This window comes from Streptomyces sp. NPDC032822 (assembly GCF_055578825.1).
In genome coordinates this window covers 222,924-241,573 of the sequence record NZ_JBVIOL010000007.1, presented here as the reverse complement: position 1 = coordinate 241,573, position 18,650 = coordinate 222,924, and the positions used below count along the sequence as shown (strand labels likewise).

At 70.6% G+C, this 18,650-nt stretch carries 16 protein-coding genes and 1 tRNA gene; 12 read left to right on the top strand and 5 right to left on the bottom strand.

Annotation, left to right across the window (positions count from 1 at the left end):
- Positions 1–37 precede the first annotated feature (37 nt).
- Entirely contained in the window at positions 38–247 is a 210-nt protein-coding gene (locus tag ACZ5VD_RS21645) for a hypothetical protein (RefSeq protein WP_468682958.1), read from the top strand.
- A 16-nt stretch (positions 248–263) separates the two neighbouring features.
- Here ACZ5VD_RS21645 and ACZ5VD_RS21640 read toward each other — a convergent pair whose 3' ends face one another.
- Together ACZ5VD_RS21640 and ACZ5VD_RS21635 are read right to left on the bottom strand one after the other, a co-directional pair.
- Positions 264–1,670: an ABC1 kinase family protein gene (locus ACZ5VD_RS21640; RefSeq protein ID WP_468550935.1), complete on the bottom strand. Its 1,407-nt coding sequence runs from the start codon at positions 1,668–1,670 to the stop codon at positions 264–266.
- Complete coding sequence (locus ACZ5VD_RS21635; RefSeq protein WP_468550936.1) at positions 1,663–2,901, bottom strand: TOMM precursor leader peptide-binding protein; 1,239 nt, start codon at positions 2,899–2,901, stop codon at positions 1,663–1,665. The genes ACZ5VD_RS21640 and ACZ5VD_RS21635 overlap by 8 nt, the downstream gene beginning before the upstream one ends.
- A 231-nt stretch (positions 2,902–3,132) precedes the next feature.
- On the opposite strand from ACZ5VD_RS21635, the gene ACZ5VD_RS21630 reads away from it, so the two are divergent.
- The 4 genes from ACZ5VD_RS21630 to ACZ5VD_RS21615 all read left to right on the top strand — a co-directional run bounded on the left by ACZ5VD_RS21630 (position 3,133) and on the right by ACZ5VD_RS21615 (position 6,874).
- Positions 3,133–3,729: a M48 metallopeptidase family protein gene (locus tag ACZ5VD_RS21630; protein WP_468550937.1), complete on the top strand. Its 597-nt coding sequence runs from the start codon at positions 3,133–3,135 to the stop codon at positions 3,727–3,729.
- A gap of 139 nt (positions 3,730–3,868) precedes the next feature.
- Positions 3,869–5,434, top strand: coding sequence for a TerD family protein (locus ACZ5VD_RS21625; protein ID WP_468682957.1), 1,566 nt, complete (start codon positions 3,869–3,871; stop codon positions 5,432–5,434).
- A gap of 5 nt (positions 5,435–5,439) precedes the next feature.
- Entirely contained in the window at positions 5,440–6,117 is a 678-nt protein-coding gene (locus ACZ5VD_RS21620; protein WP_468682956.1) for an AIM24 family protein, read from the top strand.
- A gap of 19 nt (positions 6,118–6,136) precedes the next feature.
- Entirely contained in the window at positions 6,137–6,874 is a 738-nt protein-coding gene (locus tag ACZ5VD_RS21615) for an AIM24 family protein (protein ID WP_468550940.1), read from the top strand.
- 56 nt (positions 6,875–6,930) lie between these two features.
- On the opposite strand, the gene ACZ5VD_RS21610 is transcribed toward ACZ5VD_RS21615, so the two are convergent.
- Positions 6,931–7,452 carry an NUDIX hydrolase gene (locus tag ACZ5VD_RS21610; RefSeq protein WP_468682955.1) on the bottom strand — a complete coding sequence of 174 codons (522 nt, stop codon included), beginning with the start codon at positions 7,450–7,452 and terminating at the stop codon, positions 6,931–6,933.
- Entirely contained in the window at positions 7,449–8,897 is a 1,449-nt protein-coding gene (locus ACZ5VD_RS21605) for a zinc-dependent metalloprotease (RefSeq protein WP_468682954.1), read from the bottom strand. Before ACZ5VD_RS21605 ends, ACZ5VD_RS21610 begins: the two co-directional genes overlap by 4 nt.
- Before the next feature lie 191 nt (positions 8,898–9,088).
- On the opposite strand from ACZ5VD_RS21605, the gene ACZ5VD_RS21600 reads away from it, so the two are divergent.
- The 4 genes from ACZ5VD_RS21600 to ACZ5VD_RS21585 all read left to right on the top strand — a co-directional run bounded on the left by ACZ5VD_RS21600 (position 9,089) and on the right by ACZ5VD_RS21585 (position 12,260).
- Positions 9,089–10,201 (top strand): SDR family oxidoreductase, encoded by a 1,113-nt coding sequence (locus ACZ5VD_RS21600; RefSeq protein WP_468550943.1) that lies wholly within the window; start codon positions 9,089–9,091, stop codon positions 10,199–10,201.
- Positions 10,202–10,337: 136 nt separating this feature from the next.
- Complete coding sequence (locus ACZ5VD_RS21595; RefSeq protein WP_468550944.1) at positions 10,338–10,799, top strand: molybdenum cofactor biosynthesis protein MoaE; 462 nt, start codon at positions 10,338–10,340, stop codon at positions 10,797–10,799.
- 121 nt (positions 10,800–10,920) lie between these two features.
- Positions 10,921–11,112, top strand: coding sequence for a hypothetical protein (locus tag ACZ5VD_RS21590; protein ID WP_468551156.1), 192 nt, complete (start codon positions 10,921–10,923; stop codon positions 11,110–11,112).
- Between the two features lie 53 nt (positions 11,113–11,165).
- A complete protein-coding gene (locus ACZ5VD_RS21585) occupies positions 11,166–12,260 on the top strand; it encodes a YlbL family protein (RefSeq protein ID WP_468550945.1) in 1,095 nt (364 codons plus the stop codon).
- A gap of 9 nt (positions 12,261–12,269) precedes the next feature.
- Here ACZ5VD_RS21585 and ACZ5VD_RS21580 read toward each other — a convergent pair whose 3' ends face one another.
- Positions 12,270–12,812 carry a PPA1309 family protein gene (locus ACZ5VD_RS21580; RefSeq protein ID WP_468550946.1) on the bottom strand — a complete coding sequence of 181 codons (543 nt, stop codon included), beginning with the start codon at positions 12,810–12,812 and terminating at the stop codon, positions 12,270–12,272.
- Between the two features lie 163 nt (positions 12,813–12,975).
- Between ACZ5VD_RS21580 and ACZ5VD_RS21575 the strand changes: the two genes are divergently transcribed.
- From ACZ5VD_RS21575 to ACZ5VD_RS21565, 3 genes are all read left to right on the top strand, one after another.
- Positions 12,976–15,939, top strand: a complete 2,964-nt coding sequence (locus tag ACZ5VD_RS21575; RefSeq protein WP_468551144.1) for a UPF0182 family membrane protein — start codon at positions 12,976–12,978, stop codon at positions 15,937–15,939.
- 65 nt (positions 15,940–16,004) lie between these two features.
- Positions 16,005–16,078 (top strand) — tRNA-Met (locus tag ACZ5VD_RS21570).
- 229 nt (positions 16,079–16,307) lie between these two features.
- Positions 16,308–18,140: a tetratricopeptide repeat protein gene (locus tag ACZ5VD_RS21565; protein WP_468550947.1), complete on the top strand. Its 1,833-nt coding sequence runs from the start codon at positions 16,308–16,310 to the stop codon at positions 18,138–18,140.
- The last annotated feature ends 510 nt before the right edge of the window (positions 18,141–18,650 follow it).

The window sequence follows — 18,650 nt, the reverse complement described above, 5'->3', positions numbered from 1 at the left end:
TCCACCCATCCGCAGATCGCGCGGATAGGGTCACCGGGTGACCAGTCTTCCCGGAGGCAGTGACGACGACGGCTCCACCAGGGAGCCCGAGCCTCTTGTCTGCGCCCGGTGCGGCACCGCGGCTGAGGGGCCGCGGCCCACCTGGATCTGCTCCGTGGAGAACGGCATCCGTCAGTACTTCTGCGACACCTGCTCCCGGGCGAACCTCAGGGCGATCGAGGGACGGCTGGACTCGGCCTGGTGGTAGGAGCCTGGAGAGGCCCTCACGCCTCCGCGGCCGGTTCTTCCTCCTGAGCCTCTTCCGGGCCCTCTTCCAGTCCCGCTTCCGGGATCTCCTCCTCCGGAACGAAACCCGGCAGCCACTCCTCCAGCTCATCGCGCAGGCGCACCGTCGAGCCCAGCTGACACAGCACACCGATCGTGCTCAGCGTCACCCGGTGGATGAGCAGATACGCCGGAGGCAGGTTGAGCTGCTTGCCCAGCTGGTAGGCGGGGGAGCGCGGGTCGCCGATCCGGGTCGCCTGGCTGCGCATCCAGCCTCGGGTGAAGGTGAACTCCTCGACCTGAGCCGGTTCGATGATCGGCAAGAGGTAATCGAGGACGGCGTCCGGGTCCAGCTCTATGGACTCCTTGACGAAGCCCTCGGCGCGGAGAAGTTCGTAGACGGCGTCCGCGTCGCCGTCCAGTGTCATCCGCAGGGAGGCGCCGATCGGGGTCGGCAGACCGCCGGAAAGACGGTCGACCGTACCGAAGTCCAGGACGCCCAGCCGCCAGTCGTCCTCGCCGTCCGGGCCGCCGGGCAGCAGGCGGAAGTTGCCGGGGTGCGGATCGGCGTGCAGCAGTCCGGTGCGGGCGGGGCCGGAGAAGAGGAAGCGGGCCAGGAGCTGACCGGCCCGGTCGCGCTGCTCCTGGGTGCCGTCGGCGATCACCTCCGACAGCGGGACGCCGTCCATCCATTCCGTGACCAGTACCTGATCGCACTGGTGGACCACCCCGGGCACCGCCACGTCCGGGTCGTCGGCGAACTCCTCGGCATGCGCCTGCTGAGCCTGCGCCTCCAGGCCGTAGTCCAGTTCCTCGGAGACGCGGTCCCTGAGCTCCGAGATCAGCGGCTTGATGTCCACACCGGGAATGAGGGGACCCAGCAGTCGGGCGAAACGGCCCAGTTGGTTCAGGTCGGACAGCAGGGCCTCGCCCGCCCCCGGGTACTGCACCTTGACCGCCACCTCGCGGCCGTCGTGCCACACCCCGTGGTGCACCTGGCCGATCGACGCGGCTGCCGAGGGTTTGTCCTCGAACTCCAGGAACAGCTCGCGCCAGTCCTTGCCGAGTCGCTCCTCCAGTACCGCGTGCACGGTGCGCGTCGGCATCGGAGGCGCCGCCTCCTGGAGCTTGGTCAGGGCCGCCCGGTAGGGGCCGGCGATCTCCTCGGGGAGCGCCGACTCGAAGACGGACAGGGCCTGGCCGAACTTCATCGCGCCGCCCTTGAGCTCGCCGAGCACCTTGAACAGCTGCTCGGCCGTGCGCTGTTGGAGCTCGCGGCCGACCAGCTCGGCGGACTCGCCGACGATCCGCTTGCCGAGTCCCCAGGTCGCCCGTCCGGCGAAACCCAGCGGCAGCGCGGCGAGCTTGGCGGTTCGGGTGACCGCCTTGCGGGGAAGATCAGACATGCGCCCTCCAGGTCCCAGCAAGCCGCGCCGTGTGTGTCGTACGGCGTAACTCCTTCGACGGTCGTTGCTCCTCCATTGTCTCGTGTGACTCCTCGTCGTTGTCGGCGCGTTGCCCCTTACCTTTCTCCGCTGCTCCGCACGGGCATGCGGGGTGCCCCCAGACCGGCCGCGCATGCCAGTGCAGGGTGGGCAGGGAGACCTCCCAACGGGCGCCGGCACTCGACGGGACCTGGCCGTCCAGAAAAGCGAGCGCATGCGCGGCGGCCAGGCCGGCGACCGTCGTGGCCAGGGTCAGATCGCAGGACCGCACCTTGCGCGGGCCGCCGGAGCGCCACTGGGCGACCAGGCGGGGCCAGGCTTCGTCGCGGTCCGTGCGGGCCTCGTGCAGACAGCCGGCGCAGCCCGTCTCACCCGGCAGCACGAACGGACCGACCATCCCGGTCGCCTCGACCACACCTACATACAGATGGGGCGTCCCGGACGTGATCAGGGCTTCGGCGGCGGACGGGGCGGGTGCATGGACGTCGACGTCGTCCCGCGGGGCGAGGATCACCAGGGAGTAGCCGGGGTCGTCGCCCCCGGACGGCGTACCGGGGGTGCGGCGCGGTGGGCGGTCCGGCGCCGCCCGTCGTACGGCCCGCCGTGCCGCCTCCTCCCTGCGGTCGCCGATGGCCTCGGCGGGCAGCCCGCCCGGCGTGACATCCCCGGGCTCGACCGTGCCCGTGTCCCGCACCTCGACCCTGCCGACCCCGGCCCCCGCCAGCAGCGCGGCCAGTACCGCGCCCACCCGGCCGGCACCTCTCACCTGGACACGCAGCGAACGCCGGGCGGCCAGGAGCCTGATCGCCTCACCCGGCTCCGACGTGGTCAGGGAGAGCGAGGCCAGGTCGGGGCGCAGACGGTCGAGGACCTCCTTCTTGCCCCGCAGTGCCTCGGCCGCGGCGCCGCCGCCCTTCGCGTCGTCGACGAGTCCGGCCTGCGACAGCCGCTCCACCAGCGTGTCGACATGCCCGGCCGGCAGATCCATCCGGTGGCCCTCCTCCCGCAGGAGTGGCAGCCCGCGCGTGCCGTTGAGCAGGTCGAGAAAACTGCCCGTCGCCGTGTCCATCGGACCCAGCGTCATCGCGTGCGCCGGCGTCATCCCGAACTGCACGGTGTTGAGGTCGCGCCAGCCACGCCGTAGCGCGGGCTTCACCATCGGCACCTGCGGATATGGATCGATCGACTGCATGACAGGCCCCCGTAGCCCTCGTGGAACATCCCCATATGCCGGTGGCGCTCGGTCGCAGTTCCGCCGACGAGGCCAGCATGCCCGGGCCTGCCGAGCCGTGCCGAAAGTTGTCCACAGGCTGGGGGTATCAGTCATACAAGCCAGTCGTACGAATCAAACACACGTGGGGGATCGGAACCGAACCGTCCCGGAGTCGGGACTTCCCCCGTGTGCAGCGGGTAACGTCGGGGCGTGCCCGCCGATCCACTGCACCGCGCCGGAAACCCACAGCGCAGCACGACGAGCCTGCCACCGAGCGGCTCAGGGGCGAGCGCGATCGAGGTGCGCAGGAGTGCCCGTCGACGTCGGACGGTCTCCGCGTACCGCGAGGGCGATCGCACCATCGTGCTCATCCCTGCCCGGATGTCCGAGGCCGAGGAGCAACGCTGGGTGAGCGTCATGCTCGACAAGCTGGCCGCCCAGGAGAGCAAACGAGTCCTCGGCGACGCCGAGCTGGCCGAGCGCGCCCAGCGTCTGTCGACCCAGTACTTCGAAGGCCGGGCCCGGCCGAACTCGGTGCGCTGGGTCACCAACCAGAACACCCGCTGGGGCTCGTGCACGCCTTCGGAGGGCAGCATCCGGCTCTCGCACCGTCTGCAGGGCATGCCCGAGTACGTCGTCGACTACGTCCTCCTCCACGAGCTGGCGCATCTGCTCGTACCCGGGCACGGGCCGCGTTTCTGGCGGCTCCTTGAGGCGTATCCGCGCACCGAGCGGGCCCGGGGCTATCTCGAAGGGGTGGTCGCCGCCGAGCGGTTGCCGCATCTGCCGAGCACGCGCGGAGAGTGACGAGGGGACCCTCCGGCGGGCCGTATCGAGGACCGTGCGGGATTTTGTACCGGATCTGTACCGACTTCCTCCGGTGTCCGAGTTTGCCGTTAGCCTGTCGCGACGCACTCGTATTCGGGATGGGGGACGGTCGTTACGCATGGCCAGGGAATTCCAACGAGGCCACAAGGCCAAGATCAGTGACCTCACCGCGGGCACGGATCTGTACGTAGGTGTACAGATCACCGGCCCCGGGCTGACCTTCGACATCAGCTGCTTCGGGCTCGACGCCGACGAGAAGCTCTCGGACGACCGATACTTCGTCTTCTTCAACCAGCCGAAGTCCCCCGAGGAGTCCATTCAGCTCCTGGGCGCACAGGCGGGCGACACGGAAGCCTTCCGGATCACCCTCGACAAGATCCCGCCGCAGATCCAGAAACTGTCGTTCACCGCGACGATCGACGGCGCCGGCCAGATGTCGCAGGTCGCACCCGGATACGTCCGGATCGTCGCCGGCGGCGAGGAAGTGGCGCGCTACTCCTTCCACGGCGGTGAGTTCTCCACCGAGCGTGCCGTGATGCTGGGCGACTTCTATCTGAAGGACGTCTGGCGCTTCGCCGCGGTCGGGCAGGGCTTCGACGGTGGCCTCGACGCGCTGCTGAGGAACTTCGGCGGCGAGGTCGCCGAGGAGGAGCCCGCACCCGCCTCCGCTGTCCCGGCGCAGGCCCAGGCGCCGACCTTCGCGCCGCCCCCGCAGGCCGCCGCGCCGTCGGCACCGCCGGCGCCCGACTTCGGTGCACCCGCACCCGCGGCCCCGTCCCTCCACACCGCTCCGACGATCGTCGGGACCACGCCGCCCGCCGGAATCGGCACCCCACCCGGTCTTCCGCAGCAGGCGCCCGCGCCGACCAGCCCGCAGATGTTCACTCCCCCCGGAGCGCCGGCCGGCCAGTTCACGCCCCCCGGGGCTCCCGCGGGCCAGTTCGCACCCCCCGGTGCCCCCGCGGCCTTCCCGGGCCAGGGCCAGCCTTTCGGGGGCTCCACGGTCATCGCGCCGGTGCCGCCCGAGGCGAACGTCCGCGTCGTCCTGACGAAGTACGCGGAAGCCCCCGTGGGCGACCGCTGGACGGAACAGAACCCACAGCTCGTGCGGGCGACGCTGACCAAGGGCGCCGCCATTCTCGCCAAGCAGGGCAGCATGGTCGCCTACCAGGGCGACATCGACTTCGCCCACAAGGGCTCGGGCCTGCTCGGCAAGCTCACCGGGGCGCTCACCGGTCAGGGCATGTCCCTGATGCGCTGCGCCGGCGACGGCGAGGTGTTCCTCGCCGACGAGGGCAGCCGGGTGTTCGTCATCCGCCTCCAGGGGGAGCAGCTCTACACCAGCGCGCAGGGTGTGCTGGCCTTCGACGAGGCCCTGGACACCGAGGTGCGCCGCATCGAGGGCGCGGGACTGCCGGGCGGCGGACTGTTCAGCATGCTCTTCTCGGGCACCGGAGCGGTCGCCGTGAAGACCCGCGGCGTGCCGGTCGTCATCCCGGTGGGACCGGCCACCTACGTCGACGGGAACGCCGTCATCGCCTGGTCCGCCGGTGCGCAGGCCGTCACCACGACCGCGCTCAGGCTGCGCCGCTCCGGGTACTCCCGGCAGAGCACGGAGGCCGTGAACCTCCAGTTCCGCGGCGCGCCCGGCAACTTCGTCGTCGTTCAGCCCTTCGAGGTGTGAGGCCCATGGACACCCAGACCCTCAGCGCGCACCGCGCCGCTTCGACCGGCGTCCGCATGAGCGTGCACAGTTCCAAGACCCTCAAGGTCACCATGGCCACCGGGCACGACCTGATCGCCAAGGCCGGCTCGATGATCGCCTACGACGGCTATGTGCAGTTCGACGGGCCGCCCGCCACACTGCGCCGCTCGGCGGAGGAGATGGTCAGCGGCGAGGGCGGCAGGCTGATGCTGTGCCGCGGCGACGGCGACCTCTACCTCGCCGACTACGGCGGCGGCATCATCGTCCTCCACCTGAACGGCGAGGCACTCTCGGTCAACGGCGCCACGCTGCTGGCCTGCGACGCCTCGCTGGAGCTGACCATCGAACCGGTCAAGGGGCTCGCCAAGCTGTCCGGCTCGGGCCTGACCAACCTCGTGGTGCGGGGCACCGGCTGGGTCGCGCTGGTCAGCCGGGGCATTCCGATGGCTTTGGACTGCGCCGAACGGGAGACATACGTCGACCCGGACGCACTGATCGCCTGGACCACCGGCATGGACATGAAGGCCCGCCGCACCGTCAAGGCGAGCGCCCTCATCGGCCGGGGCAGCGGTGAGGCCTTCCAGATCGGCTTCAAGGGCCAGGGCTTCGTGGTCGTCCAGCCGAGCGAGGACACCGGCGACCGATTCAAGATCCGGGGCTGAGGGGAGCACCAGGCACATCATGCACAGCACACTCTTCGCACACATCCCGGTGGAGTCCACCGGCCGCTACACCCTGCAGAACCCGCAGCTCCTCAAGACCGACGTCACCCAGGGCAGCAGTCCCATCCTCGCCCGCCAGGGCGCCATGGTGGCCTTCGAGGGGCAGGTCGAGTTCGACAGCCAGTACCGCAACCGCAGCTGGCGCAACGTCGAGCGGATGACGGGCGAGCGCCTGGAACTCATGCGCTGCAAGGGCAACGGCATCGTCTATCTCGCCAACCTCGCCCAGCACCTGCACATCATGGAGGTCGGCCGCGGCCTGACCGTCGACAGCTCCTACGTCCTCGCCTTCGACGGCTCCCTGGGCGTCGGCATCGTGGCGGTCGACAGCGCCGTGGAGATCGCCTCCGCGGGCGCCTACAACCTGGAGCTGACCGGCTCCGGACAGGTCGTCCTCATGACCTCGGGCGAGCCGCTGGTCATGGAGGTGACCCCGGAGAAGAACGTCTGCTGCGACGCGGACGCCGTGGTCGCCTGGTCCACCTCCCTGCGGACCCAGCTCCAGGCGCCCACCTCCACGTCCTCCGTGTGGCGGCGCAAGGGCTCCACCGGCGAGGGCTGGGAGATGCAGTTCTCCGGCTCGGGACACGTCCTGGTGCAGCCCAGTGAGCTGCTGCCGCCCACGCATCTGCGCTCGTCGGGGATGCTCGGCCAGTTCGGCATGCGGGGGAACTCGCTCGGGGGAAGCAACGCCTGAGCACCGCCGGACCGAAGACGTAAGGGGCGCCCACTACTGTGGGCGCCCCTTACGCCTCACAGTCGCCCGCGGGTCGCTTCGAGCAGTCGTACGACCGACTCGTCCGCCACGGACGCCACCTCGTCGTAGCCGAACCAGCGCACGTCGAGTGACTCGTCGCTGATCGCGTGCACCGCGTCGGGCGGGGCCAGGACCGCGTACTGGACGTCGAGGTGCCAGTGGCACGGCGCCGGGATCGGATGCCGGTCCAGGCGCACCGGGCCGCCCGGGAGCAGCGTCAGCCCCCCGACACCGGACTCCTCCGTGGCCTCGCGCAGGGCCGCCGCGTCCACGGAGACGTCCTGCGGCTCGCAGTGGCCGCCCATCTGGAGCCACCTGCGCAGCTTCCTGTGCAGGGTCAGCAGCACACGGTCGCGGTCGGGGTCGATCACCAGGGCGCTCGCCGTGAGGTGACCGGCCCCGCAGGCCTTCCACATGCCGTCCGGGTGGGCGGCGAGATGGTCCAGGTAGGCCTGGCGCAGCTCCGGCTGGTCCTCGTAGCCCTTGAGCACGAGGACCGCGTCGTCGTACAGGTTCACTCGGTGTCGTCGCCCTCGTCGTCCTTGCCGACGTCCGTGGAGTCGTCCTTCTTCTTGAAGTCGGGTTTGTCCGCCGCCTCCCCGAGCATCTTGTCCAGCTCGGAGAAGTCCAGCTGCTCGCGGTGCACGAAGCCGTCCGGGTCGTCCAGGTCGGAGGCCGTCGGCAGCATGTCCGGGTGGGCCCACAGGGCGTCCCGGCCGTCCACACCACGCGCGTCGGTGAGCGAGGCCCACAGACGGGAGGCGTCCCGCAGGCGGCGCGGGCGCAGCTCCAGGCCGATCAGCGTGGCGAACGTCTGCTCGGCCGGGCCGCCCGAGGCGCGGCGGCGGCGCAGGGTCTCGCGCAGCGCGTCCGCGGACGACAGGCGCGGCTTCGCGGCCGTGTGCACCACCGCGTCCACCCAGCCCTCGACCAGCGCCAGGGCCGTCTCCAGACGGGCCAGGGCGGCCTTCTGCTCGGGCGTGTCCTCCGGCTGGAACATGCCCTGCTGGAGCGCGTCCTGCAGCTGCTCGGGGTTCTGCGGGTCGAACTGGCCGACCACGTCCTCCAGCTTGGCGGTGTCGACCTTGATCCCGCGCGCGTAGCCCTCGACCGCGCCGAACAGGTGCGAGCGCAGCCACGGCACGTGCGCGAAGAGGCGCTGGTGGGCGGCCTCGCGCAGGGCGAGGTACAGCCGCACCTCCTCCTTCGACACGCCGAGGTCCTTGCCGAACGCCTCGATGTTCACCGGCAGCAGCGCGGCCTTGCCGGCCGGGCCGAGCGGCAGGCCGATGTCGGTGGAACCGACGACCTCGCCCGCGAGCACGCCGACGGCCTGCCCGATCTGCGTGCCGAACATGGCGCCGCCCATCGAGCGCATCATGCCGATCAGCGGGCCCGCCATGGCCTGCATCTCCTCCGGCAGGACGTCACCCATGGCCGCGCCGACGCGCTCGGCGACCGGGTCCACGAGCTCCTTCCACGCGGGCAGGGTCGCCTCGACCCACTCCGCACGGCTCCACGCCACCGCGGAGCCCGCGCCGGAGGGCAGGGACGTCGCGTCGTCGAGCCACAGGTCGGCCAGCCGGACGGCCTCCTCGACCGCGGTGCGCTCGGCGGGACCGACGCTCGCGTCCTTGGTGCCGTCCGCCGTGCCCTGGGCGACCGTCTGGCGGGCGATCTGCTTGGCCATGTCCCAGTTCACCGGGCCGCCCTCGTACGAGAGCATCTGGCCCAGCTGCTGGAACGCGGCGCCCAGGTCGTTGGGGTTCAGCGAACCGAACATGGCGGCGAGCGGATTGTCGGCGCCGGGGCCACCGAAGCCACCGGCTCCGGGCAGCCCGCCGAAACCGAACGGGTTGGCCGGGCCCTGACCACCACCGCTCTGCTGGTCCTTCTTCTTGCCCTCGTCGCCGTCGTCCGGCTCCTCCGGCGGAAGGCCGAATCCGAATGGGGTGTCACTCACGGGATTCCTCGGCTGGTAAGGCCGCCGGTTGTCCCGACGGCACGACTGCCCGATAACACCACCCAGCGTAGACACCATGGGCGCTTCGGGCCTCGGTGCTTCGCCGACTCTCGGCCTGCGGCAGGATGGATGCCACCTGGTACGTACGCGTCACTCGCGTTCGTACTGAAGACAACCGCTGGAGACGCCCGGTGAGTTCCCCAGATCCGCAGGTTCGCGCAGCGCGAAACCACTCAACCATGCCCGGTGTGCGCGGGCCCGTCGTCGCGGTCACCGGTGCCGCCTCCGGCGTCGGCGCGCTGCTCACCGAGCGGCTCGCCGCCTCGGACGCAATCAAGCAGGTCATCGCCATCGACGAGCGGCGCGGCGCGTGCGAGGCGGCGCAGTGGCACATCCTCGATGTGCGGGATCCGGCCATCGCGGAGAAGCTGCGGGGCGCCGACGTGGTGGTCCATCTGGCGCTCGACCTTGATCTGGAGACCGACGCGGCCGCCCGGACGGCGTACAACGTGCGGGGGACCCAGACCGTGCTGACGGCCGCCGCGGCGGCCGGGGTGCACCGGGCCGTGCTGTGCACGTCGGCCATGGTCTACGGGGCCCTGCCGGACAACGAGCTGCCGCTCTCCGAGGACGCGGAGCTGCGGGCCACGGCCGAGGCGACCGGCGTCGGCGACCTGCTGGAGGTCGAGCGGCTCGCCCGGCGCGCCCCCCGTGCGCACCCGGGGCTCAACGTCACCGTGGTGCGGCCGGCCGTGCTGGTGGGGGAGACGGACACCGCGCTGACCAGGTACTTCGAGTCGCCCCGGCTGCTGGTGGTCGCCGGATCCCGGCCCGCCTGGCAGTTCTGCCACGTCGAGGATCTGTGCAGCGCCCTGGAGTACGCCGTCCTGGAGAAGGTCGAGGGAGAGCTCGCCGTCGGGTGCGACGGGTGGCTGGAGCAGGAGGAGGTCGAGGAGCTCAGCGGCATCCGCCGGATGGAGCTGCCCTCCGCCGTCGCTCTCGGCGCCGCGGCCCGCCTGCACCGGATCGGGCTGACGCCGTCCCCGGCGGGCGATCTGGCGTACACGATGTACCCCTGGGTGGTGAGCGGGAGCCGCCTGCACGACGCCGGGTGGCGGCCGCGGTGGACCAACGAGGAGGTGCTCGCGGAGCTGCTGGAGGAGGTGGCCGGCAGGCACACCGTGGCCGGGCGACGGCTGGGCCGCAAGGACGCGACCGCGGCGGGGGCCGCGGGTGCCACGGTCGCGCTGCTGGGCGCGGCGGCGGTGGTCCGGCGGGCCCGGAAGGCCCGGCGCCGGATCTGACCGGGTGTACGCGCGAGTCCGACGGACAACGACACGGGTACGGCCCCTCGCCTGTAGGAGGCTCCAAAGGGGCACGCGCGCGTGCCGGGCGATAGCGCTATTCCCCGTGGTTCGCGGGGTGCGGCACGATGGGGACATGGCACCCACACACGATCACCCCGGTGAGCAGGCCGCGCAGGATCCCGTCAAGCTTCTCGCGATCCGGGAGACGGCACTCTCCCTGGACGAGGTCTTCCGGGCCGTCGGGGACGACGCCGCGGGCGGGACCGCGCTGTTCGTCGGGACCGTGCGGAACCACGACGGGGGTGCCGATGTCGACGCGCTCGGGTATTCGTGCCACCCCAGTGCCGAGGCCGAGATGCGGCGGATCGCCGAGAAGGTCGTCGCCCAGTACCCGGTGCGGGCCCTGGCGGCCGTGCATCGGGTGGGGGACCTGCGGGTCGGTGACCTCGCCGTCGTCGTGGCCGTCTCCTGCCCCCATCGGGGCGAGGCCTTCGAGGCCTGCCGGAAGCTGATCGACGACCTCAAGCACGAAGTGCCCATCTGGAAGCACCAGAAGTTCTCCGACGGCACCGAGGAGTGGGTCGGCGCCTGCTGAGCCCCGACCGGGCGCCAGCCGTCGCGCCGACCGGCCGCCCCACCTCCTCCGGTTGCGTAACCGCACCCCTGCCGTGAGCGTTGTCAGTGCGGACGATTAATCTGCTGATCAGTCAGTTGCGGTGAATCACTGGGGTTGGGAGGTCGGCATGGCGGCGCTCGCCTGGTTGCTGATTCCGCTCATGACCGGGATCGGCGCCGGTCTCTGGGGCAGTTGGGCCACTCGGACCCGAAAGGCGCGCAGCGACGGCCCCGAGCTCGACGGGTACGCCCGTTTCCGTGCCGCCATGGAGAAGCCCCGGTCGGGCACCTGACCCGGACGCGGCCCTGACGGTCCGCTGACAGTGGCGTCCCGTACTGTCGTGCCATGCCACGCCGCACCGCGACGATGCTCGCCTCCACCCTGATGCTGATCGCGCTCCTGTGCGCGGGAGTCTTCATCAAAGTGCCGTACTCGGAGATGTCACCGGGCCCGACGGTGAACACACTCGGGGACCACGACGGCGAGCCGGTGCTGCAGATCTCGGGGCGGAAGACGTACGCGACCAGTGGGCATCTGAACATGACCACCGTCCGGGTCACCAGCGCCGACTACAAGATGAACCTCGTCGAGGCCGTCTACGGATGGCTGGCGCACGACAACAAGGTCGTCCCGCACGACACCCTCTACCCGGACGGCAAGACCGAGGAGCAGTCCACCCAGGAGAACGCCGAGGAGTTCAGCCAGTCCCAGGAGAGCGCCAAGGTCGCCGCCCTCAAGGAGCTGGACGTCCCGGTGCAGTCCTGGGTGATCGTCTCGACGGTCGTCAAGGACTCCCCGGCCGAGGGCCGGCTGCACGCCGGTGACGTGATCAAGGCCGTCGACGGTACGACGGTCAAGGAGCCCGGGGACGTCGCCGAGCTGGTGACCAAGCACAAGCCGGGCGAGGACGTCGTCTTCACGGTCGTGCCCGCCAAGGAGCAGGCCGCCGCCGAGAAGGAGAACAGGACGGCGACCGGGACCAAGGACATCACCGTCACGACGAAGGCCTCCGACGACACCGGCGAGAAGCGCGCCATCGTCGGGATCTCCGCGGGTACGGACCACACCTTCCCGTTCACCATCGACATCAAGCTCGCCGATGTGGGTGGTCCCAGCGCCGGTCTGATGTTCGCGCTCGGCATCTACGACAAGCTCACCCCGGGCAACCTCACCGGCGGCAAGTTCGTCGCCGGCACCGGGACGATCGACGACGACGGCAAGGTCGGCCCGATCGGCGGCATCGAGATGAAGACCGTGGGAGCGCGCAGCAAGGGCGCCCAGTACTTCCTCACACCCGCCGACAACTGCGCGGCCGCCGCGAGCGACGCCCCCGACGGACTCACCCTCGTCAAGGTGAAGACCATCGACGACGCCCTCGGCGCCCTCAAGGACATCCGCTCCGGCGACACCGCCGACCTGCCGACGTGCACGACGAAGTAGCCCCGCGGGCTACTCCTCGAACGTCGCCGCCAGCGCCTGAGCCAGCCCCGGCACCAGGGCGCCGCCCGTGAGGACCTCCGTCGGGGAGTCCTTCTCGCGCAGCCGCAGCGCCGAGTCGCGGGCACCGTCCCGCAGGACCGCGACCGTCATCCGTACCTCCTGACGGTCCGGATGTTCGGCCACCCACTGGGCGAGCTTCTTCTCGCTCAGCCCCTCCGGGACGGACGCCTCCGCGGACGGCGGCAGCATCAGGCGCTCCACGGTGAGCGCGCAGCCGACCACCGCGTCGGGCCAGGCGATCGTGCCGAGGAACTCGTCGAGCGGCTTGCCTGCGGGGATCTCTTCCTGCTCGATCGGGGTGAGGCCGGTGCTCTGCTGCTCCCCGTCGAGGCCGAGCTGGCTCGCGAGAGCGGGTTCCTGGGTGCGCAGTCGGACGGTGTCTACGAGGGCGAAGAGGCGGGCGGGCTGGTCCCAGCCGAGGCCGGAGGCGTACTCGTCGATCTCGAGAACGGCCCGGGTCAGCGGGCTCGCCGCCATGGGAGTGTTGGACATGGTCACAATCCTCTCTCGTTCAGGGCCGGAATCGGGAACCGAGTAAAGCGTGAGTAAGTTGCATAGGTGAGGGCCTACGATCACGTGGCCCACGGACGGCCCGTGACGACGCGGGTCTGACAGACCAACAGCGAACTTCGAGGTGCGCACCTTGGCTTTCCAGATGCCGGACCGCGGCGGAGGCCCGACGGGGCCACGGATCAGAGTGGGCCGCCCGTCCCGGCGTGTCCGGACCCTGCTCATGACACTGGGCGTGCTTGCCGTCCTCGGCATGGCGTTCACCATGTTCGCCGGGTTCTGGACGGACTGGCTGTGGTACCGGTCGGTGAAGTACTCGTCCGTCTTCACGACCACCCTGTGGACCAAGATCGGGCTCTTCTTCGTCTTCGGCCTGCTCATGGCCCTGGCGGTCGGCTTCAACATCTGGCTGGCCCACCGGCTGCGCCCGCCGCTGAGCGCCATGTCGATGGAGCAGCAGAGCCTCGACCGCTACCGGATGGGCATCGCGCCGTACAAGAGGTGGCTGCTCCTCGGTGTCACCGCCCTGGTGGGTCTCATCGCGGGCGCCTCGGCGTCCAGCCAGTGGCGGACCTGGCTGATGTGGGTGAACGGCGTGCCCTTCAATCAGAAGGACCCGCAGTTCCATCTCGACGTCTCCTTCTACGCCTTCGACCTGCCCTGGTACCGGTTCCTGCTCGGCTTCGGCTTTGCCGCCGCGATCCTCTCCGTGATCGCCGCCGCGCTCACCCACTACCTGTACGGCGGGCTCAGGGTCACCTCCCCGGGCGCGCGTGCCACGGCCGCCGCGACCGGGCACCTGTCCGTGCTGCTGGGCATCTTCGTCGCCCTCAAGGCGGTCGCGTACTGGCTCGACCGGTACGGACTGGCCGTGAAGTCCAGCGACTTCAAGGCCACCGACGCCTGGACCGGCCTCAGGTACGTCGACGCGAACGCCTATCTGCCGGCCAAGACCATCCTGTTCTGCATCGCCGTGATCTGTGCCGTGCTGTTCTTCGCCACCCTGTGGCGGCGCACCTGGCAGCTCCCGGTGATCGGCTTCGGCCTGATGGTGCTGTCCGCCATCCTCATCGGCGGCCTGTACCCGGCGATCGTCCAGAAGTTCCAGGTCCAGCCGAACGAGCAGGCCAAGGAAGCGCCGTACGTCGCGAAGAACCTCAAGGCGACGCGCGAGGCGTACGGCATCGACGACACCAAGGTCACCGAGTACGCCGGCAAATCCGACACCACGGACAAGACCAAGCTGCGCGACGACGTCGACGCCACGGCCAGCATCCGTGTCATGGACCCGAACGTGGTCTCTCCGACGTTCCAGCAGCTCCAGCAGATGCGTAACTACTACGCCTTCCCGACCAACCTGGACGTCGACCGGTACAGCAAGGACGGCAAGGACCAGGACACGGTCATCGGTCTGCGTGAGCTGAACCTCAACGGCATTCCGAAGAACAACTGGATCAACGACCACTTCCGCTACACCCACGGCTACGGCGTGGTCGCCGCCAAGGGCACCACCGCGGACGCCGAGGGCCGCCCGGTCTTCACCGAGTCCGACCTGCCGTCCCAGGGTGACCTCGGGACGTACCAGCAGCGGGTCTACTACGGCGAGAAGACCACCACGTACTCGATCGTCGGCGGTCCCCAGAAGGAGATCGACTACTCCGACGACAGCGGCGAGAAGACCTTCAGCTACACGGCCGACAGCGGGGTCAACCTCTCCAACCCGGTCAACCGGGCCGCGTACGCGGCGGCGTTCAGCGAGCCGCAGATCCTGTACTCCGGTGCGATCGGCGAGGGTTCGCGGATCCTGTACAACCGCACACCCAAGCAGCGCGTCGAGGCGGTGGCCCCCTGGCTCACCATTGACGGCGACGCCTATCCGGCGGTCGTGGACGGCAAGATCCAGTGGATCGTCGACGCCTACACGACGACGAACGGCTACCCGTACTCCTCGCGTACGACCCTCGGTGACACGACGGCCGACTCGCTGACGGCGACGAACAACTCGCGCGCGGTGGTGGCCCAGCAGAACCAGGTCAACTACATCCGCAACTCGGTGAAGGCGACCGTCGACGCGTACACCGGCCAGGTCAAGCTCTACCAGTGGGACACCAAGGACCCGGTCCTGAAGACCTGGATGAAGGCGTTCCCCGGCACGGTGAAGTCCAAGACCGACATCTCCGAGTCGCTGATGGCCCATCTCCGGTACCCGCAGGACCTGTTCAAGGTCCAGCGCGAACTGCTCAGCCGCTACCACGTCGAGGACGCCGACACGTTCCTCAGCGGCAGCGAGGTGTGGCAGGTGCCGGACGACCCGACCAACAAGTCGGGTGACGCGGTGCCGCCGTATTACCTGAGCATGAAGATGCCCGACCAGTCGGCACAGGCGTTCTCGCTGACGACCACCTTCTCGCCCAACGGGCGGGACAACCTCAGTGCGTTCATGGCGGTCGACGCGGAGGCGGGGACTCCCGACTACGGCAAGATCAGAATTCTGAAACTGCCGACCAGCACCACCGTCAACGGGCCTAAACAGGTGCAGAGCCAGTTCAACTCCGAACAGGACATCGCCGAGTCCATCAGACTTCTGCAGGGCGGCGACTCCGAAGTGGAGTACGGCAACCTGCTGACGGTGCCCCTCGACGGAGGACTGCTGTACGTGGAGCCCGTCTACGTACGCGGTGGTGGACTCAAGTACCCGCTGCTGAGAAAGGTGTTGGTGACCTACGGAGGCAACACCGCCTTCGAGGACACCCTCGACGAGGCCCTCAACAAGGTCTTCGGAGCGGACGGTTCGACCACCGAGCCACCGGACGAGGGCGACGGGGACGGGGACGGCGCGACCACACCGCCGCCGACGTCCAGCAACCCGACGGTCCAAGCCGCTCTGGACGATGCCCAGAAGGCCTTCGACGCCGGCCAGGACGCCCTGAAGAAGGGTGACTGGGAGGCGTACGGCCAGGCGCAGAAGGACCTGGAGGACGCCCTGAAGCGGGCGGAGGACGCGCAGACCGCGGCGGACAAGACCGGTGGTGGCGGCACCGGCAGTCCCAGTCCCAGCGCCAAGCCCAGCAGTAGTCCGAGTCCGAGCGCCAGCCCCGACAGCGGCTGACCGGCAGCCCCGAAAAAGGCTGGTCAAAGCCCACCCCGCGCCGTGATACGGTTGCAGAACAACGGCGCGGGGTGGAGCAGCTCGGTAGCTCGCTGGGCTCATAACCCAGAGGTCGCAGGTTCAAATCCTGTCCCCGCTACTGAAGTCGACGACATCGGTCGTAGGCCGGCGAAGGCCCGGATCCTGAAAAGGATCCGGGCCTTCGCCGTGTGCGAACGGATGTGCCGACCCCGGTGACGGCCGTGCCGCCGAGGGGAGTTGGGCGATCGGTGTTTGACTTGTCTCTCTGTGGGCATGTCGACAAAACGCTGAAGTGACCTCACTGGCTGCGGTATACCAGGTGTACCCAGGTTGCAGGTGGTGCGACGATGGACGTTATGGGGGACAAGGCAACTCTGTTCGAGACAGGGCGTTTTGTGCAACCTTCCAGGCGCGACGAGGCCGGGGAGGTGGTCGAGGGTGTCGCCGAGGACGCGGCCGAGGAGGTCCGCCGGCGGATCGCCGCCGAAGCGGGCGACGTCGAGGCGATGAGCGTCCTCGGGGCCATGCTGCTGCGCCGCGGTGATCTCGACGGAGCCGAGCCCCATCTGCGTGCCGCCACCGCGGCCGGTGACCGGGCCGCCGCCAACAACCTGGGAGTCCTCCTCCACCAGCGCGGCTACGCCGACGACGCCGCCGGATGGTGGCGGATCGCCGCCGTCGCCGGGTCCGCCCCGGCCGCGCACGCGCTCGGCCGGTACCACCGGGAGCGGGGTGACGAGCCGGCCGCGGAGTACTGGCTCAGGCAGTCCGCCGAGCAGGGGCACGCGCTGGGCGCGTACGCCCTCGCCGACCTGCTGGAGCACCGCGGTGACGCCGGTGCCGAGCAGTGGATGCGGTCCTCGGCCGAGCGGGGGCACCGGGAGGCGGCGTACCGGCTGGCTCGCGCGCTCGATCGCAAGGCGGTCGGCGACGCAGGTGCGGGGGAGGCCGGGGGTGACAACGGTGTCTCCGTACGGGAAGAGGCCGAACAGTGGTACCGCCAGGCCGCCGCGCGCGGGCACCGGCGGGCCGCGCTGCACCTCGGGGCGATCCTGGAGAAGCGGGGCGCGCTCAAGGAGGCCGGGCGCTGGTACCTGACCTCCGCCAAGGACGGGGAGGCGCGGGCCGCCTGCGCGCTCGGGTTCCTGCTGCGCGACGCCGGGGACACCGAGAGCGCCGCCGTGTGGTGGCTGCGGGCCGCACAGGACGGCGACGGCAACGCGGCCAACGCGCTGGGCGCGCTGCACGCCGAGCGCGGTGAGCCGCAGACCGCCGAGCGCTGGTACCGGGCCGCGATGGACGCCGGGGACGACAACGGGGCGTACAACCTCGGGCTGCTCTGCGCCGAACAGGGGCGGACCGCGCAGGCCGAACAGTGGTACCGGCGGGCCGCGTACGCCGGGCACCGGGAGGCGGCGAACGCGCTGGCGATCCTGCTGCTCCAGGGCGGGGACACGGGCGGCGCGGAGCCGTGGTTCTCCAAGGCCGCGGAGGCCGGGAGCGTCGACGCCGCGTTCAACCTGGGGATCCTGTTCGCCGGGCGGGGCGAGGACGTCGTCGCGCTGCGGTGGTACGAGCGGGCGGCGGGCGCCGGGCACACGGAGGCGGCGCTGCAGGTCGGGATCGCGCGGCTGCGGGACGGGGACGATCGGGAGGCGGAGCGGTATCTGCGGTGTGCGGCGGGGGGTGGCAGCGCGGAGGCCGCGTACCGGCTGGCGACCGTGCTGGACGCCCGGCGGCCGCCTGTGCCGGCGCATGAGCTCGGGGAGACGGTGCACGAGAAGAGCGAGTGCGAGGAGTGGTACGAGCGGTCGGCGTCGCTCGGGCATCGGCGGGCGCAGGTGCGGGTCGGGATGCTGGCCGCCGCGCGGGGCGATGTCGTGGAGGCGGCCCGGTGGTACCGGGAGGCCGCCGAGGCGGGGTCCCGGAACGGTGCCTTCAATCTGGGGCTGTTGCTGGCTCGGGAGGGCAGTGAGCCGGAGGCCGCGGTGTGGTGGACTCGGGCGGCTGACGCCGGGCACGGGCGGGCTGCGTTGCGGCTTGCCCTTGTCTACGCGCGGGCGGGCAAGTTGGCCGAGGGGCAGCGGTGGGCCGACCGGGCGGTGGCCCTCGGGCCGGGAGAGGTTGCCGAGCGGGCGGCTCGGTTGCGGGATGCGTTGCGGCAGGAGCTGTCGGCGTGACGTGACGAGGTGACGTCACAAGGTGGGGCGGGGCGGGGGTGCGCGCCGGGTTTTCCTCGCCCCCGCCGCCCCTTCCCGTCCCGTCCCCAGGGGCTCCGCCCCTTCGACCCCGCCCAGGGGCTCCGCCCCTGGACCCCGGGCGGGGACTGCGTCCCCTACACCCCTTACGGGGCTTCGCCCCTGAACGCCGCGGGGATTCCGGCGCCTGCACGGTGCGGGCTGTGCCCTGGACCCCGTGGGACTGCGTCTCCTGCTACCCCTCGCGGGGCTCCGCCTCTGAACCCCGGGCGGGGACTGCGTCTCCTGCTACCCCTTACGGGGCTTCGCCCCTGAACGCCGCGGGGATTCCGGCGCCTGCACGGTGCGGGCTGTGCCCTGGACCTCGCGGGGACGGCGTTCCCTGCTACCCCTCGCAGGGCTCCGCCCCTGGCCCCCGGGCGGGGAGCCGCCCCCGCACCCCGGCGTTGCGCGCTCCTGAAACTGGGCGGGGATTGCGCGCCCCGGGCCTCC

What these genes read in the sequence shown, in the direction of transcription:
- ACZ5VD_RS21640 (WP_468550935.1), bottom strand. Translation starts at nt 1,670, where the DNA reads ATGTCTGATCTTCCCCGCAAGGCGGTCACCCGAACCGCCAAGCTCGCC.
- ACZ5VD_RS21635 (WP_468550936.1), bottom strand. Translation starts at nt 2,901, where the DNA reads ATGCAGTCGATCGATCCATATCCGCAGGTGCCGATGGTGAAGCCCGCG.
- ACZ5VD_RS21625 (WP_468682957.1), top strand. Translation starts at nt 3,869, where the DNA reads ATGGCCAGGGAATTCCAACGAGGCCACAAGGCCAAGATCAGTGACCTC.
- ACZ5VD_RS21620 (WP_468682956.1), top strand. Translation starts at nt 5,440, where the DNA reads ATGGACACCCAGACCCTCAGCGCGCACCGCGCCGCTTCGACCGGCGTC.
- ACZ5VD_RS21615 (WP_468550940.1), top strand. Translation starts at nt 6,137, where the DNA reads ATGCACAGCACACTCTTCGCACACATCCCGGTGGAGTCCACCGGCCGC.
- ACZ5VD_RS21595 (WP_468550944.1), top strand. Translation starts at nt 10,338, where the DNA reads ATGGCACCCACACACGATCACCCCGGTGAGCAGGCCGCGCAGGATCCC.
- ACZ5VD_RS21585 (WP_468550945.1), top strand. Translation starts at nt 11,166, where the DNA reads ATGCCACGCCGCACCGCGACGATGCTCGCCTCCACCCTGATGCTGATC.
- ACZ5VD_RS21580 (WP_468550946.1), bottom strand. Translation starts at nt 12,812, where the DNA reads ATGTCCAACACTCCCATGGCGGCGAGCCCGCTGACCCGGGCCGTTCTC.
- ACZ5VD_RS21575 (WP_468551144.1), top strand. Translation starts at nt 12,976, where the DNA reads ATGCCGGACCGCGGCGGAGGCCCGACGGGGCCACGGATCAGAGTGGGC.
- ACZ5VD_RS21565 (WP_468550947.1), top strand. Translation starts at nt 16,308, where the DNA reads ATGGACGTTATGGGGGACAAGGCAACTCTGTTCGAGACAGGGCGTTTT.